The 16,041-nt window shown below is 65.2% G+C and carries 17 protein-coding genes; 8 read left to right on the top strand and 9 right to left on the bottom strand.

What is annotated here, in order from left to right; all coding sequences use genetic code 11:
• Positions 1-5: 5 nt before the first annotated feature.
• The 3 genes from XH96_RS07685 to XH96_RS07695 all read right to left on the bottom strand — a co-directional run bounded on the left by XH96_RS07685 (position 6) and on the right by XH96_RS07695 (position 2,241).
• Positions 6-1,430 (bottom strand): TolC family protein, encoded by a 1,425-nt coding sequence (locus tag XH96_RS07685; RefSeq protein WP_194391899.1) that lies wholly within the window; start codon positions 1,428-1,430, stop codon positions 6-8.
• A 9-nt stretch (positions 1,431-1,439) separates the two neighbouring features.
• Positions 1,440-1,724: a hypothetical protein gene (locus XH96_RS07690; RefSeq protein ID WP_194391901.1), complete on the bottom strand. Its 285-nt coding sequence runs from the start codon at positions 1,722-1,724 to the stop codon at positions 1,440-1,442.
• Positions 1,725-1,797: 73 nt separating this feature from the next.
• Complete coding sequence (locus XH96_RS07695) at positions 1,798-2,241, bottom strand: hypothetical protein (protein ID WP_194391903.1); 444 nt, start codon at positions 2,239-2,241, stop codon at positions 1,798-1,800.
• Between the two features lie 150 nt (positions 2,242-2,391).
• On the opposite strand from XH96_RS07695, the gene XH96_RS07700 reads away from it, so the two are divergent.
• Positions 2,392-3,657, top strand: coding sequence for an MFS transporter (locus tag XH96_RS07700; RefSeq protein ID WP_194391904.1), 1,266 nt, complete (start codon positions 2,392-2,394; stop codon positions 3,655-3,657).
• Here the strand turns inward: XH96_RS07700 and XH96_RS07705 are convergent.
• A complete protein-coding gene (locus tag XH96_RS07705) occupies positions 3,654-4,058 on the bottom strand; it encodes a DUF4864 domain-containing protein (RefSeq protein WP_194391906.1) in 405 nt (134 codons plus the stop codon). The genes XH96_RS07700 and XH96_RS07705 overlap by 4 nt on opposite strands.
• 359 nt (positions 4,059-4,417) lie before the next feature.
• Between XH96_RS07705 and XH96_RS07710 the strand changes: the two genes are divergently transcribed.
• Together XH96_RS07710 and XH96_RS07715 are read left to right on the top strand one after the other, a co-directional pair.
• Entirely contained in the window at positions 4,418-5,257 is an 840-nt protein-coding gene (locus tag XH96_RS07710; RefSeq protein ID WP_194391908.1) for a Crp/Fnr family transcriptional regulator, read from the top strand.
• Positions 5,258-5,884, top strand: a complete 627-nt coding sequence (locus tag XH96_RS07715; protein ID WP_194391910.1) for a hypothetical protein — start codon at positions 5,258-5,260, stop codon at positions 5,882-5,884.
• Between the two features lie 120 nt (positions 5,885-6,004).
• On the opposite strand, the gene XH96_RS07720 is transcribed toward XH96_RS07715, so the two are convergent.
• Positions 6,005-6,643: a TetR/AcrR family transcriptional regulator gene (locus XH96_RS07720; RefSeq protein ID WP_194391912.1), complete on the bottom strand. Its 639-nt coding sequence runs from the start codon at positions 6,641-6,643 to the stop codon at positions 6,005-6,007.
• 253 nt (positions 6,644-6,896) lie between these two features.
• Between XH96_RS07720 and XH96_RS07725 the strand changes: the two genes are divergently transcribed.
• From XH96_RS07725 to XH96_RS07735, 3 genes are read left to right on the top strand one after another with little or no spacing between them, the layout of a single operon-like run.
• A complete protein-coding gene (locus XH96_RS07725; RefSeq protein ID WP_194391914.1) occupies positions 6,897-7,394 on the top strand; it encodes a (2Fe-2S)-binding protein in 498 nt (165 codons plus the stop codon).
• A complete protein-coding gene (locus tag XH96_RS07730) occupies positions 7,391-8,446 on the top strand; it encodes a xanthine dehydrogenase family protein subunit M (RefSeq protein ID WP_194391916.1) in 1,056 nt (351 codons plus the stop codon). Before XH96_RS07725 ends, XH96_RS07730 begins: the two co-directional genes overlap by 4 nt.
• Positions 8,439-10,700 carry a xanthine dehydrogenase family protein molybdopterin-binding subunit gene (locus XH96_RS07735; RefSeq protein WP_194391918.1) on the top strand — a complete coding sequence of 754 codons (2,262 nt, stop codon included), beginning with the start codon at positions 8,439-8,441 and terminating at the stop codon, positions 10,698-10,700. The genes XH96_RS07730 and XH96_RS07735 overlap by 8 nt, the downstream gene beginning before the upstream one ends.
• A gap of 43 nt (positions 10,701-10,743) precedes the next feature.
• Here the strand turns inward: XH96_RS07735 and XH96_RS07740 are convergent, their stop codons facing one another.
• A complete protein-coding gene (locus XH96_RS07740; RefSeq protein ID WP_194391920.1) occupies positions 10,744-10,896 on the bottom strand; it encodes a hypothetical protein in 153 nt (50 codons plus the stop codon).
• A gap of 189 nt (positions 10,897-11,085) precedes the next feature.
• Entirely contained in the window at positions 11,086-11,634 is a 549-nt protein-coding gene (locus tag XH96_RS07745) for a cupin domain-containing protein (protein WP_018646206.1), read from the bottom strand.
• 148 nt (positions 11,635-11,782) lie between these two features.
• On the opposite strand from XH96_RS07745, the gene XH96_RS07750 reads away from it, so the two are divergent.
• Positions 11,783-13,111, top strand: coding sequence for an aspartate aminotransferase family protein (locus XH96_RS07750; protein WP_194391921.1), 1,329 nt, complete (start codon positions 11,783-11,785; stop codon positions 13,109-13,111).
• A 70-nt stretch (positions 13,112-13,181) separates the two neighbouring features.
• Complete coding sequence (locus tag XH96_RS07755; protein WP_194391923.1) at positions 13,182-14,447, top strand: D-amino acid dehydrogenase; 1,266 nt, start codon at positions 13,182-13,184, stop codon at positions 14,445-14,447.
• Positions 14,448-14,745: 298 nt separating this feature from the next.
• Here the strand turns inward: XH96_RS07755 and XH96_RS07760 are convergent, their stop codons facing one another.
• Positions 14,746-15,303 carry an SMI1/KNR4 family protein gene (locus tag XH96_RS07760; protein WP_194391925.1) on the bottom strand — a complete coding sequence of 186 codons (558 nt, stop codon included), beginning with the start codon at positions 15,301-15,303 and terminating at the stop codon, positions 14,746-14,748.
• Between the two features lie 63 nt (positions 15,304-15,366).
• Positions 15,367-16,011: a helix-turn-helix domain-containing protein gene (locus XH96_RS07765; RefSeq protein WP_194391927.1), complete on the bottom strand. Its 645-nt coding sequence runs from the start codon at positions 16,009-16,011 to the stop codon at positions 15,367-15,369.
• Positions 16,012-16,041 lie beyond the last annotated feature (30 nt).

The following is a 16,041-nucleotide window of genomic DNA, read 5'->3' on the forward strand; positions in this document are numbered from 1 at the left end:
CCATCTCAGTGGCCGCCGGCGGCAGGCGCTGCCGCGGCGATGGTGGTTGGATTGTCGCCGCCGGCCGTCGGCACGCCGCCGCCGTTGACGGCAGTCTGCAAATCGGCCTGGGCGAGGAAGAACCGTTGCCTGGCGTCGATCGCGCCGCGCAGCGACGCCAGGCGCTGTCGCGCCTCGGTGAGCAGCGCGAAAATGTCGACCTGCATGCTGGAGAAGCGCAGCTGCATCTCCTCGGTGATGATCTTCCGCAGGGGGATGATCTCGCGCTGGTAATGGCCGGCGATGTCGTAGGTGGAGCGGTAGACACGATAGGCATCGCGCGCCTCGGAGCGCACATTCACGGCGCGCTCGGTCAGGCGGTTGAAGGCGAGATTGTAGGTCTCGGCGGCCTGCCGCACGCGCACCTCGCCGCCGTCGAAGATCGGGATCTGGAACTGCACGTCGAAGCCGCGTTCGCGGAACGGCGGCCCTTCCGGATCCTGGGTGCGGCGGGAGATGCCGGCGAGATCGAGCAGCGTCACGAAGCGCGTCGCCTCGGTGAGGTTCAGGGCCTTGGCCAGCGCGGCCAGCTCCAGCCGTGCGATCTGCAGGTCGATGCGGTGCGCCACCGCGTCGGCCTCGATCGAGGGCAAGGCCTGCGGCCGACGCGGCAGCGGCGGCAGTCGATCAGGCAGGCGGAAGTCGAGACCGGCGTCCCATAGCCCCATCAGGCGCGCCAGCCTTTCGCGCGCGCTCGCCGCCGCTTGGCGCGCCGTTGCGAGGTCGGCGGTGGTCTCGGCGTAAAACACCTGCTCGCGGGCCTGGTCGAGCTTGTTGAGCGAGCCGGTTTCGCCGAGCTTGACCGCGAGCTGCGCGGTGGATTCCGCCGTGGCCTTCGCGTCCGTCAGCAGCACCACCATCTCGTTGGCGGCGACAGTGCGGACATAGGCGCGGCGGACGTCGGCCGCGAGCCGCAGCGTCGCCAGGGCAGCGCGCAGCTGCGCTCCGCGGAATCGGTCGCGGGCGATCTCGGAGCGGAACGGCAGGGTGGCCAGCGCGAGAATGTCGCCGACCACCTGGCGCTCGATCTCGCTGGCGCCGTTGCCTGATATTCGCGAGATCGCGAATACGGGATTGGGCGGCAGGCTCTGCTCGACGAGATCGGTCTCGGCCAGCGCCAGCTCGTTATAGGCGGCTTGCAGTCCCTTGTTGTTGAGCAGCGCGATCTGCACGGCGGCATCTGCGCTCAGCGTCCGCGACAACAGCTGGCGAACGCGCGCGTCGACCGCGTTGGCGCCCTCCGCCGTTCGCACGAAGGCGACGTCCTTGTTGATGGCCTGGCCTGTCAGATCAGAGACGTCAGTCATCCCGCTGTCGGGCGAGAACGCGGCGCAGCCGGAGACGCTGAGCGCGATGAGGACGAGCAGGCCCCGCGCAAGATGGCGTGTCATGGCGCGCTCCTACCGGTCTGGCTTCGGCTGCGGCGTCACCGCGTCGTTGCGGCCACGCCATGGCGCCGGCGTCGCAGGGCGCAGGCTGGTATAGGGCGCAATGGTCGAGCGATAGCCGATGTGCGCCACCTTCGCCGCCGGATCGGCGGGATCGGCGCTGGCGACCCGTGTCGTTGCCGGCGTGCAGCCGGACAGCGCCAGCGCAGCAAAGGCCAGCAGCAGCCAATTGAATCGGCACTGTCGTCCACCCACCGCAGATGCGGCGGCGGACTTTCCCCCGGAAGGCGTCAACATGATTCATCCCTGATCTGGAGACCACAGGTTCGCGCGCGCAAAAGCGCGCTCGGCCCGAAATCGTCGCGTCAGATCAGGCGATGGGGGGGCGGTAGTGCAGGGGCGGCGCCGTGCTGTGCAGGCTAGCCACGAGCTCGGGCGCGCAGGCGGAGACGGGCAGCAGGGGCTTGGCGACGCTGGGCAGGTCGGCGGGCAGCGCGCTCACGCACATCATCGCGCAGCACGGTCCCACTGTTCCCTTGCCGTCGTGATGATGCGGAGCGGGCGCGTCCTGCGCGGCCGTCTGGGGGTGAGCGTGGGTGCCCGCGTGTTCGTGCGAGGCATCGCCATGCAGATGGCTCGTCGGCATCTGGTGATGCGCCGGCACGTGATCTGCAAGGAGTACGTCGTCGAGGCACGGTGCAGCGCCATCGCCCCAGGCAAGCGCCGCAGCGGGCGCGAGCACGCAGAACAGGTAGGCGAGGGCGATGATCCGCCCCACCCTGATCCGCATCGATCGCGTCAATCGCAGCAACATCCGCCGGCATGCTCTCCGCGCGGCCAAGGTGCACACGCTGAATGCAAACTAGTGGCAAAACGCGCGTTCGCCAAGCTTCTTCTTACCGCAGTGCACCGCGCATGCCCAATATCGCGGCACAATGCTTGACCCTGTGGCGATCCGCGGGCCATGGTCCGGCCCGTGCACGCGCCAAATCATCCAGGACAGACGCCTCAATCATTCAGCCCTGATTCCCGTCAGGCCTGGATGCGGCTGATCATTGCGCTGCTGATCGGCTCGATCGGCGCCGTCGGCATGTGGGCGGTCGTGGTCGTGATTCCCGTGGTGCAGGCCGAATTCGGTGCCACGCGCGGCGCGGTGTCGCTGGCTTTCACCCTCATGATGTTCGGCTTCGGGCTTGGCGGGGTGATCGCCGGCAAGATCACCGACCGGTTCGGCATCGTACCGGCCATGGCGATCAGCATCGCCTTTCTCGGCGTCGCCAACGTGCTCGCGGGTCTGTCGAGCCATCTCTGGCAGTTCGTGGTGGCCTACTTCCTCATCGGGCTCGGCACCGCAGCGACCTTCGCCCCGTTGATGGCGGAGGCCTCGCACTGGTTCGAGCGCTATCGCGGGCTGGCGGTGACGATCGTTGCCAGCGGCAATTATGTCGCGGGCGCGATGTGGCCGCCGATCGTGAGCTGGGGCACGCAGGAGATCGGCTGGCGCTACACCCATATCGGCATCGGCATGGTCTGCGCCTGCACGATGACGCTCCTGGTCCTCGTCCTGCGCGCACAGATGGGCAACGACAAGGTTCGCGATCATGCCAACGCGCCGCCGCCGCGGGTCGATCTCAAGCTCTCGACCAACACGCTGACGGTGCTGCTTTCGATCGCATCGATCGCCTGCTGCGTGGCGATGGCGATGCCGCAGGTGCATATCGTCGCCTATTGCGGCGATCTCGGCTATGGCGTGGCGCGCGGCGCCGAGATGCTGTCCTTGATGATGGCATGCGGCATCGTCAGCCGGATCGGCTCCGGCTATCTCGCCGACAAGATCGGCGGCATCCGCACGCTGCTGGTCGGATCGCTGGCGCAGGGTTTTGCGCTGGTGTTCTATCTGTTCTTCGACAGCCTGACCTCGCTCTATCTGATCTCCGCGATGTTCGGCCTGTTCCAGGGCGGCATCGTGCCGAGCTACGCCATCATCGTGCGTGAGGCGATGCCGGCGAGCGAGGCGGCGACGCGCGTCGGCATCGTGATCTTTGCCTCCGTGTTCGGCATGTCCTTCGGCGGCTGGGTGTCGGGGGTCATCTTCGACGCCACCGGATCCTACGCCGCGGCGTTCGCGAACGGCGTGGCGTGGAATGCGCTGAACATCGGCATCGTCGTGCTGCTCTTGATCCGCGCGCGAATGGGCCCGGTCAAGGCCGGGCCGGGGTTTGCCACCTAGACGGACTGTCCCGCCTTCAGTAGCGAGCAGCCGGTGATCTTGTAGCTGCCGTCCGCCTGCTGCTCGAGCGTGTAGAGCGCCTCCCAAGCCTCGCCATTGGCATCGACGATGTGGACGCGCTGGGCGATCCAGCCGCCATCGGTCTTGCTCTCGCCGAATTCGAAACTCCTGTGACGATACACCGGCGCGTAACCGTTCTGAACCATGGACATGAAGATGTCAGGCGCGGGAAATATCTCCTTGATCGCCGGTGCCGCATGGGAATAGGCCGCCGCCGCATCGTCGCGAACGAAGGCCTGCTCCTGGGCGCGGATGACGCTCTGGGCGGCCGCGACATCGCCGCCAAACGCTGAATGATGACAGGCAACAATGAGAGTGACCAGCAAGGCTGCGATGCGCATGACAGGCTCCGCGTTGAGATCCCGGCGGAGGCGATGCTAGCACATCTGCGGCGCCAGGGCGTGGACTCATCACGCGCTTGGCTTGGTGCCCCAGATGCCCGCTCATCCCTCAACGGCGACACAAGCAGCAGAGATGGTTGAGGGGCGCCGATGGGCCAGGAGCGGCCTTATGCATCGCGGGTCGAAGCCAGTCGGAGCCAGTCTGAGCGTTGACACGCTACTGGCCACGCGCCTGTGATCACCGAAAAGAACCGCGCCAGGTAATATTCAATGTGGATCAATACCGCTTGTGCTTGTCCGACTTCGGTCAGGTATCCGCGAGTTCCGACATCACCGACTGTTTGCATAGGGGTGATCCGATGAATTCCAATGCAGATCTTTCGACAATTCTAGACCGCATTCTTGATACAGCGGCGGACAATCTCAGGATCGCAAAGACTCTCGTTCAAATGGGGCTTGATCCAAACAACATCACCTACGACGCATTGTTTAATCGGCTGTTTGAAATTGTGTTGGCCAATATCACGCTCGCCAACATGTTCGCCTTGGTTGGCGCCATCTTCTTTGTCGCTACCTTGCTGATGCAGAGAATGGTGCCGCTGCGGGTCGCGAATATGGTCGGCTGTGCATTCTTTGTAATTTCTTGCGCGCTTTCCGGAAGCGTCGCCACCTTTCTGCTTTATCTGCTGCTGTTGCCAGTAAATGCCGTTCGCCTCCGTCAACTGCTCAAGCTCGTTAAGAAGGCACGTAACGCGACGCACGGTGACAGGTCGATGGAATGGCTCAAACCATTTATGACCGAACGTAGATATCGCCGAGGCGACATACTATTCAGAAAGGGTGATGCCGCTACGGAAATGTTCCTCACCGTCACCGGGAAATTTCTCGTCAAAGAAATCGGCGTCGAGCTTCCGCCAGGGCGTCTCATGGGAGAACTTGGCTTCCTCACGCCCAATAACCGACGAACCGCAACGGTCGAGTGCATAGAAGACGGCCAAGTCCTGACCATAACTTATGAAAGGCTGTTTGAAATCTATTTTCAGAATGATCAGCAATTCGGCTATTATATCCTCGTCCTGACCAGTCAGCGTCTCCTGGAAAACAACCAGCGCCTCCAGGAAAGTGTCTCGCGGCTGGAAGCAGCTCTTGCACAAGAGAAAGCGGCGCGACAAATGGCAGCCGCGCGCGGCACAGCTTGAATGGCATTGACTGCCATTGCTGGCACTGCCGTCGCCGCGCAGTGCTGCTCTCGCGACGCAACGATGTCCGCTTGGGATCAAGAGCGGACTCGTCGACCGCCCATCTCCTTCGAGCACCGCCACTCTTCACCGAACAACTTTAGTATTTACTTATTTCGGCAACATACTATGGGTGCATTTTCAATCGAGCGATTCATACTCGCAATGCTGCCATACCCTGATAGTCCTGCCATTCCGCGCTTCGTTGCAGGCACATTATTCTTCCCTTTGATCTACGGAGGCATGATCAAATATTTCGAGCGACGGCTCCTTTTTGGGCAGGCTTATCTGATAGCATTGGTCGCTCATATCTTTTTGGCCGCGTTACTTTTCACATATGGTTTTGCTAGTTCGCAGATTGGCATTCCTCCACTGTTAGACGGATTGGCGAATCTCGCGTTGGTCGCGCTCTGGGCATTGATGGTCACACGGCTCGCGGCGAACTACGGCTTAAAAAAAGAAGGAAGGCTCGGCCTTGGAGCCAAGGTGGTTCTTGCAACAATCGTAGTAATGCTTGCTTTCATCGTCGCCCTGGCCAGTCTCAACTTACTCATTGGAGCGGACATCTTCTCGTGGCTACGTAGGTGATGCGGCTCGATGCAGCTGCAAACGGGGGTCCGCTCAGGGTCACAGGCAGTAGTGCTCTGGCCGATCAGCAGATTTCCGCTCGGCCTTCGGTGGGCCGACATTCCTTTATGGGTCCACCGCCTACCGCTTCCGCTTCGCCGCCGGCTTCGTCGTCTTGGCTCCGCGCGCCTTGGCCTTGCCGGGCGGCGGCACGCGCAAGCCGTCGACGAACACGTCGAGCAGGCGCAGCGCCGTCGCCTGCCAGCCGGGCTGGTCGTGCACGTAGCACATGCCGAAGAAGGCGCGCAGCAGATCCTCCGGGCTGATGTCGGCCCGCATCTCGCCAGCTGCGGCCGCTCGCTCCAGCAGCGAGCCGATCGCTTTGGTCAGACGCTCGAAGGAGAAGGCATGCAGCTCCGACCCGCTCTGCACCGCGAGCGCCAGCGCCGCCATCATTCCCTTTTTGGTCGCAACAAACTCGACCCCCGAGCGCAGCCAGCGTCGCAGCGCCTCGACCGGATCCTTGGCATTCTTCAACTGCTCGGCAAGCTCGCTGAGCTGCTCGACCTCGCGGCGGTACACCGCCTCGAACAAGGCCTCGCGCGTCGGAAAATGCCGATACAGCGTGCCGATGCCGACCCCGGCGCGCTTCGCCACCGCTTCCAGGCTCGCCTCCGAACCGCCCGCATTGAACACCAGCTTGGCCGCTTCGAGCACGCGCTCGCGGTTGCGCACGGCGTCGGCGCGGGGTTTTCGGGTCTGGTCGGTGTGGTCGTCCATGCCGCGCAATCTAGATCACGAATTGGTTAGATTGAACCCTTGCCGGACCCGTGCAGGGCTGCATCGCGTTGGGGACGCACGCGCTTTTGACGAATTCCAGATTTTTCCGTACCGCCCTTGTTAAACGGAGGCTGCCTCCGTATCTTCGGTCGAGCGTCGGCCCGCATCGTGTTCGGGCGGCGCGGTATCGACGGCGGCCACGGAGGTGGCGCGCTGCGCGATGACTCATGTCCATATCTGATCGGAGCCTTGTATGAACCACTCCATCAGCCTCACCGTGAACGGTGCGCGGCGCGATTTCGTCCTCGACGATCCGCGCGTCACGCTGCTCGATCTCCTGCGTGAGCGCCTCGATCTGACCGGAACCAAGAAGGGATGCGACCGCGGCCAGTGCGGCGCCTGCACCATCCTCGTCGACGGCAAGCGCATCAATTCCTGCCTCGCGCTCGCCATCAGCCACGACGGCGCCGACATCCTCACCATCGAAGGCGTCGCGCGCGGCGACCAGCTTCATCCCGTGCAAGCCGCCTTCATCGCCCATGACGGTTTTCAATGCGGCTTCTGCACGCCCGGCCAGATCATGAGCGCCATCGGCATGATCAGCGAGGCGCAGGCCGGCAACGATCCCGAACGCATCCGCGAATGCATGAGCGGAAATCTCTGCCGCTGTGGCGCCTATGCCGGCATCGTCGATGCGGTGCTGGAGGCGCAAGGACATATGGAAGAATCCAATCAGAGGCGCTCCGCATGAAGCCGTTCGATTATGTCAGGCCCGCCACGGTCGCAGAGGCCGTTGCCGCCGCCGCTCTGCCGGGCGCCGTTTTTCTTGCCGCCGGAACCAACCTGCTCGATCTGATGAAGGGCGGCGTCAGCCGTCCGGACCGCCTGGTCGACGTCACGCATCTCGATGGCCTCGATCAGATCGAGCGTCTCCCCGACGGCAGTGTGCGTATCGGCGCACTCGTCAGCAACGCCGATCTCGCGCACGATGCGGACTTCGCAAGGTCCTATCCCGCCGTCGCCGAGGCCCTGCTCTCCGGCGCGTCGGCTCAGTTGCGCAACGCCGCAACCGTCGGCGGCAATCTGCTGCAGCGGACACGCTGCGCGTATTTCTACGACACCGCCAGCCGCTGCAACAAGCGCGAGGCCGGCAGCGGCTGCGACGCTCGCGACGGCGAGAACCGCAGCCATGCCGTACTCGGCTGGAGCGAGAACTGCATCGCCACGCATCCGTCCGACTTCGGCGTGCCGCTGATCGCGCTCGACGCCGTCGTCGAGATCGAGGGCAGGGGCGGCCGGCGCGAGATCGCGCTGGATGAACTGCACCGCCTGCCGGGCGATGCGCCCGAACGCGAGTCCGCGCTCGAGCCCGGCGACCTCATCGTCGCGGTGCGCCTGCCGCCGGCGGCGCGCGCGTTTGCGTCGCATGCGCGCTATCTGAAGGTGCGCGAGAGAACGTCTTATGCCTTCGCCATCGTCTCGGCGGCCGCCGCTCTGCGGATCGAGAACGGCAAGATCGCGGAGGCGCGGCTTGCACTCGGTGGTGTCGCCGCAAAGCCCTGGCGCGCTCGCGCAGCGGAGGACGTGCTCAGGAACGTTGCGCCCACGGCCGACGCGTTCCAGGAGGCGGCCTGGCGGGCGCTCGAGGGCGCAAAACCGTCCGGCGACAATGCCTTCAAGATCGAGCTCGCGCGCCGCATCGTCGTGCGCGCGCTGCTACTCGCCGCCGCCGGCACGCCTGCGCGTATCCCCGCGCTGCCGGCTTCTCCCTTTGCCGCGACCTCCGGAGCCATCCATGCCTGAGCTCAACCTGACCAGCGCGCCCGCCCATCTCAGGCACGGCTCGAACATCGGCCAGCCGCTGACCCGCCGTGACGGCGTCCTCAAGGTCACGGGGCGAGCGACCTATGCCGCCGACAATCATCCGCCCGGGATGCTGTTCGCGGTGATCGCCGTGTCCAGCATCGCGCGCGGCCGCGTGACTTCGCTCGATGTCGCCGCCGCCAAGCGCCATCCTGGCGTCGTCGACGTCATGACGCCGGACCACAAGCCGCAGCTCGCGATCGATCCGGAGATCAAGACCAATCCGTTCGTGTTCCGTATGGACGCCTTGCACAGCAAGGAGGTCCGCTACGCCAACCAGCCCATCGCGGTCGTGATCGCGGAAACGCTGGAGGCGGCGACGGAAGGCGCGGCGCTGCTGGCGCCCCGTTACGAGACCCTGCCTCCGCTGGTCGGCCTCGATGCCGGCGAGAGCTTCGTGCCGCCGGTCGTTGGTGTCGGCAACCCCGCCGAAAGTCACCACGGCGATGTCGAGGCGGGCCTTGCCTCGGCCGAGAAGCGGATCGACGCGACTTACGAGACGCCGCCGCAATATCACAACGCGATGGAGCCGCATGCGATCGTGGTTCAATGGGACGGCGACAGGCTGTCCGTGGACATGCCGACCCAGGGTCTGATGCTGTCGCTGGCGCGCATTGCCGAACTGTTCGGCATCGCGCACGACAAGATCCACATTCGCAGTCCCTTCCTCGGCGGCGGCTTCGGCTCCAAGGGGCTGATGGGCGGTCCGCCCGTCCTCGGTATCATGGCCGCCAAGCTGGTCGGCAGGCCGATCAAGCTGGTGTTGCGTCGTGAGCAGATGTACGGCCCGGTCGGCCATCGCGCGCCGACGCGACAGCGCCTGCGCATCGGCGCAGACGCCGAGGGACGTCTGACCGCGCTCGATCACCATGCGCGGACGGTGTCGAGCACGTTCGACGATTTCTACGAGCCCGCCGCTGATGCCTCGCACACGCTCTACGCGGCGCCCGCGATCCGCACCTCGCATGACGCCGTGCGCGTCAACACCGGCACGCCGCTGTTCATGCGCGCGCCGGGAGAGGCGACCGGCTCGATCACACTGGAGAGCGCGATCGACGAGATGGCCTGGGCCTGCGGCATGGATCCGCTGGCCTTCCGCCTCAAGAACTACGCCGAGGTCGAGCCGATGACGGGCAGACCGTTCTCCTCCAAGGCACTGCGGGCCTGTTACGAACAGGGCGCAGCGCGCTTCGGCTGGGCGAAGCGTTCGCTCCGGCCGCGGCAGATGCGCGACGATGCCGGCCTGCTGGTCGGCTGGGGCATGGGCACGGCGACCTTCCCGGCGCTGATGTTCCAGGCCGAAGCCCGGGCGGCGATCCGCCGCGACGGTTCCGGCGTCATGGAGATCGGCGCGCATGACATGGGGCAGGGCGCCTGGACGGCGCTCGCCCAGATCGCGGCCGACGGTCTCGGCCTCGATGTCGACCGCGTCGAGTTCAAGGCGGGGACATCCGACCTGCCGGATGCCGGCATCGCCGGCGGCTCGGCGCACACGGCCACCGCCGGTGCCGCGATCCACAGTGCCGGAGCGGCCGTGATTGCCAGGCTCGCCGATCTCGCCACCAATGACGAACGCTCACCGCTGTTCGGCGCCGGCAATGCCGGCGTGATCGCGCGCGATGGCAGGCTGATCCGTCGTGACGACGAGAGCCGCGGCGAGAGCTATTCCGAGATCCTCGCGCGCGCCGGCGTCGCCGAGGTCGAGGCGCGCGGCACCGGCGCGCCGAACCCTGCCGCTATGGAGGAATATGCGATGCACGCCCACGGCGCGGTGTTCGCGGAAGTGAAGGTCGATCCCGATCTCGGCCAGGTCCGCGTCACCCGCATGGTCGGCGCCTTCGCGGCCGGGCGTATCGTCAATCCGCGCATGGTGCAGAGCCAGCTGTTCGGCGGCATGATCTGGGGCATGTCGTTCGCGCTGCACGAGGAGGCCATCACCGACCGGCGCAGCGGACGGATCATGAATGCCAATCTCGGCGAGTACCACATCCCGGTGAACGCCGACGTGCCGCCACTCGACGTCATCACGGTCGAGGAGCACGATCCGCATGTGAACGCGCTCGGCATCAAGGGCGTCGGCGAGATCGGCATCACCGGCAGCGCCGGTGCGGTCGCCAACGCGGTCTGGCACGCGACCGGCGTGCGCGTCCGCCGCTTTCCGATCCAGATCGAGGAGTTGCTGACGCAGCTTTGAGGCAAAAGGGCGGGGCGAGATCTTCTCGCTCCGCCGCGCCTCGTCAATGCAGCTTTTTCCGGAGCGCCTTCAGCGCCTCTCGCTGCATCGCGATGTATTCGGCGATGACCTTGCGCAGCTCGCGCGAATGGAGCTTGTCGGCGTCGCGCTGGACTTCGTCGAGCGCAGCTTCTGCATTGGCGAGCGTGATCTTCATATGCGAGCCCTGTTACGACGCGGCCCCCGGCGTGCCTGGGACACCGGGCGATAACCTCAGCAGCTTTTGCGCCAGGCTGTTCGGCTACGGTTCGCAAATATATAGCGGTGCGGCCCGGGGAAATTGAGATGGCTCAAGCTCCGTAAGAAACCGGTGACTCCGTAAGAGTCCGGATACCCTATCGCGCCTTCAAAACGTCGGCGGCGTGCAGGCCGAGATCACTTCGCAGGGCTTGCCGCCGACGCAGCGGAAGCGATGCGGCCGGCGGCTCTCGAAATAATAGGCATCGCCGGGATTGAGGATGCGGCGCTCGTCCTCGACGGTGACCTCGAGCTTGCCCGAGATCACGATGCCGCCTTCCTCGCCGTCATGGACGAGATGCACGCGGCCGGTGTCGCTGCCGGGTTCGTAGCGCTCCTTCAGGATCTGCAGGCTGCGGCCGAACAGATTGTCGCCGACCTGCCGATACGAGATCGGCTTCTTGCCGACTTCAGTGAGTTCCTCGGCGCGGTAGAAGATCTTGCGCCTCGATTCCGGCTCCAGCGCGAAGAACTCGGCGAGCCCCATCGGGATGCCGTCGAGGATGCGCTTGAGCGCACCGACCGACGGGTTCATCTGGTTGGATTCGATCAGCGAGATCGTCGAATTGGTGACGCCGGCGCGCTTGGCGAGCTCGCGCTGCGACAGCTTGTGGCGCGCCCGGATGAATCGCAGCCGTCCACCGATGTCGACGCTCATGCCCCTGGCCCCTGTTGCAGGTGTTGCGGATCGCGCAAATATGGACCGGAGGGCCAAGTCGAATCAATGGCTTGCAGGTCACCAGAAAAGGACTTGTTGCGGTTCCGAAACCGTGTCTCACCTATTGGGTCAGCACAGGAGCGCGGCCGTGACCCTTCATCAGATTCCGAACACCATCAAGACCGATTCGTACTGGATGCCGTTCACGGCCAACCGGCAGTTCAAGAAGTCGCCGCGTCTGTTCTCCTCGGCCGAGGGCATGTACTACACCAGCGTCGATGGCCGCCAGGTGATCGACGGCTCCGCCGGCCTCTGGTGCGTCAATGCCGGCCACGGCCGCAAGCAGATCGCCGCCGCCGTCGAGCGGCAGCTGATGACGCTGGACTTCGCGCCGTCGTTCCAGATGGGCCATCCGCTGGCGTTCGACTTCGCCGAGCGGCTCGCCGAGGTCGCGCCGAAGGGCCTCGACCGCGTCTTCTTCACCAACTCCGGCTCCGAGTCGGTCGACACCGCGCTGAAGATCGCGCTTGCCTATCACCGCGCCAACGGCCAGGCGAGCCGCACCCGCCTGATCGGCCGCGAGCGCGGCTATCACGGCGTCGGCTTCGGCGGCACCTCGGTCGGCGGCATGGTTGCCAACCGCCGCGCCTTCACCACCCTCTTGCCGGGCGTCGATCACATCCGCCACACCCATGATCTCACCCGCAACGCCTTCGCCAAGGACCTGCCCGAGCATGGCGCCGAGCTCGCCGACGATCTCGAGCGTCTGGTCGCCCTGCATGGCGCGGAGACGATCGCCGCCGTCATCGTGGAGCCGGTGCCGGGCTCGACCGCGGTGCTGCCGCCGCCGAAGAACTATCTCCAGCGCCTGCGCGCGATCTGCGACAAGCACGGCATCCTGCTGATCTTCGACGAGGTCATCACCGGCTTCGGCCGCCTCGGCACGCCGTTCGCCGCCAACTTCTTCGGCGTCACGCCGGACCTGATGACGACCGCCAAGGGTATCACCAACGGGACCGTGCCCTGCGGCGCGGTGTTCGCCAGCCGCAAGATCTACGACGGCATGATGAACGGCCCGGAGAACCAGATCGAGCTGTTCCACGGCTACACCTATTCGGCGCATCCGGTCGCGTGTGCCGCGGGCATCGCGACTCTCGACATCTACAAGGACGAGGGCCTGCTCACGCGCGGTGCCTCGCTCGCCGAATACTGGCGCGATGCGCTGCATTCGCTGAAGGGTCTGCCGAACGTCGTCGACATCCGCAACTGCGGCCTGATGGGCGCGGTCGAGCTTGCACCGCGTGACGGCGCGGTCGGTGCACGCGGCTACGACATGCTGGTCGAATGCTTCAACAGCGGCCTCTACCTTCGCACCGGCGGCGACTCCGTTGCGATGTCGCCCCCGCTCATCGTCGAGAAGAGCCATATCGACCAGATGGTCTCGATCCTCGGCGACGCCATCAAGAAGGTGGCCTGATAATTGCTCTCGCCGTTGCGAGTTGTTTCCTTGCAGCGGCGAGCGTGATGCCGCGGGAGTTTGACGAAGCGTGAAAGTTCTGATCCTCGGCAGCGGTGTCATCGGTGTCACCTCTGCCTACTACCTCGCTCGTGCCGGCCATGACGTGACGGTCGTCGACCGCCAGCCGGAGCCGGCACTGGAGACCTCTTTCGCCAATGCCGGCGAAGTGTCGCCGGGCTATTCCTCGCCCTGGGCCGGCCCCGGCGTGCCGGTGAAGGCGGTCAAGTGGCTTTTGATGAAGCACGGCCCGCTGGTGATCCGGCCGAAGCTCGATCCCGTGATGTGGGTCTGGCTGCTCAAGATGCTGCGCAACTGCACCAGCGAACGCTACGCGGTCAACAAGAGCCGAATGATTCCGATCGCGGAATACAGCCGCGATTGCCTGCGCGACCTGCGCCGCGACATCGGTATCCAGTATGACGACCGCGCGCAGGGCACGCTACAGCTGTTCCGCTACCAGGCGCAGCTCGACGGCACCGGCGAAGACATCGCGGTGCTCAAGCAATACGGCGTGCCCTTCGAGGTGCTGAGCCGCGAGGGCTGCATTGCGGTCGAGCCGGCGCTCGGCGGCGTGAAGGAGAAGTTCGTCGGCGGCCTTCGCCTGCCGCAGGACGAGACCGGCGACTGCCACATGTTCACGCAGGCGCTCGCCAAGCACGCCGAGGCGCTCGGCGTGCGCTTCATGTTCAACACCTCGATCGACCGCATCGTCACCGAGGGCGCGCGCGTCAGCGGTGTCGCGACCAGCGCCGGCCTGTTGCAGGCGGACGCTTACGTGCTCGCGCTCGGCAGCTGGTCGTCGCGGCTCGTCGCGCCGCTCGGCATCTCGCTGCCGGTCTATCCCGTGAAGGGCTATTCGATCACCGTGCCGATCAAGGACGCCTCTGGCGCGCCGGAATCGACCGTGATGGACGAGAGCTACAAGGTCGCGATCACGCGCCTCGGCGATCGCATCCGCGTCGGCGGCACCGCCGAAATCTCGGGCTTCTCGGACAAGCTTTATGACGCGCGCCGCGCCACGCTCGATCATTCGCTGACCGACCTGTTCCCGCGCGGCGGCGATCTCGCCAAGGCGACGTTCTGGAGCGGCCTGCGCCCGATGACGCCGGACGGCCCGCCCGTGATCGGCCCGACGCCATACGCCAATCTCCACCTCAACACCGGCCACGGCACGCTGGGCTGGACCATGTCCTGCGGCTCGGGACGCGTGCTCGCCGACATGCTGTCGGGCAGGAAGCCTGAGATCGACGTCAGTGCGCTGACGGTGGACAGGTACAATCACCGGTTCGGGTGAGATTCTATCTCCTCGTCATTGCGAGGAGCCCTTGCGACGAAGCAATCCAGACTGCATCCGCGGCAAGACTCTGGGTTGCTTCGCTGCGCTCGCAATGACGGCGCGGAAGCGTGGCGCTCCAACTCCATCACCGTCACCCTGAGGTGCGAGCCGCGCGGCGCAACGCGCCGTGCAGCGCGCCTCGAAGGGCAACGGCCCGGCTGCATCGAGGCCGTACATCCTTCGAGGCCGCCATGCGGCGCGCTGCGCCGGTGGCTCGCGCCTTCGGATGACGGGGCGCGCTCAGAAATCCGTCTGTTCACGGCCGCTCGCGACGGGCGGAGAGAATCCGAGTGATGTGGCCGGAATCGCCGTACATGGCGTCCCACAGATTGACGCCGGATGCCCACGATCTGATCCAATCTTCGAAGCGGGGTGATTCCGCGAAGAACGCGTCGGTCCAACCATCTCCATCGTGAACGTTGGGATCGAAAATTCGCATCGGGAAGTCCGGGTCGAGACAATCGACGCAAGAGTAGATGGCGCATCCCCAATGGCAGATCGGTAGTAGGCCATCGGGCCATCCCAGCTCTGGCGCGCTCCGAAATATTTCGTAGATCGCAAGTGCGGTTTTGCCGGAATCGTCGGGAACGCCGTTAGTTAACCCGATGAGTCCATATCCGGGGCCAAAACCTCCATTCCCAATCTCTGCATAGATGCGTTTCAGGAGGGATGGCAGCAGGAAAAGAAAATGCTCTTCGTCGGACGCCATATCGACAGGATTTCCGGGGATTAGTCCTACGCGCGGAGGTCGGCCTAGATCGGTGACTTTCGTCTTCAGCCGCTGTCGGATCGCAGCGATGATGAGGTCATCCATCGGTGGTCTACCCTCGCTGTGCAGAACGCTCTCACATTATGCCAGCGGTACAGCGCCGGCAAACTACCCCGCCCCCGTCACGCAATTCACCCACAGCACCACCGACTTCGCATCGTTCGCCGGATTTGAAAACCGGTGCGGCCTGCGGCTCGCGAAGCGAAAACTGTCACCCGTCTTCAGCGACCAGGTCTCGCTGTCGACCGTCAGCATCATCTCGCCTTCGAGAACGAGGCCGGCTTCCTCGCCGTCATGGGTGTAGAGTTCGTCCCCGGTGGAGCCGCCGGGCTCCAGATGCACCAGGAACAGGTTGAGCTTGTTGTCGGCGCTGGCCGGGCTCAGCAACTGCTTTGACACGCCGGTGCGCCAGAGCTTCAGCTCCGGGCGCTGCAGGCCGCGCGTGACCACCTGGTCGGAGGCGCCGTCGGCGCCCGGGCTTGCGCCGAACAGCGCGGCGATGCCGACGCCGAGCACGTCGGCGAGCGTCGCCAGCACCCGCAGCGAGGGGGAGGACAGCCCGCGCTCGATCTGGCTGAGGAAGCCGATCGACAGCTCCGTGCGCGCGGCGACCGTCTCCAGAGAGAACTGCCTGACCCGCCTGAGATCCCGAATGCGGCGGCCGACCGCGACGTCCATCGCCGGCTCGGTCGCTTTGGCTTTCACCTTGGCCGGCTTTTTCTTGGCCGGCTTTGCGGCGGCCGGTTTGCGCATTCTTTTGCCACCGCTCACGTCAAACCGCTT

The organism is Bradyrhizobium sp. CCBAU 51765 (assembly GCF_015291725.1).
GTDB classification, from domain to species: domain Bacteria; phylum Pseudomonadota; class Alphaproteobacteria; order Rhizobiales; family Xanthobacteraceae; genus Bradyrhizobium; species Bradyrhizobium liaoningense.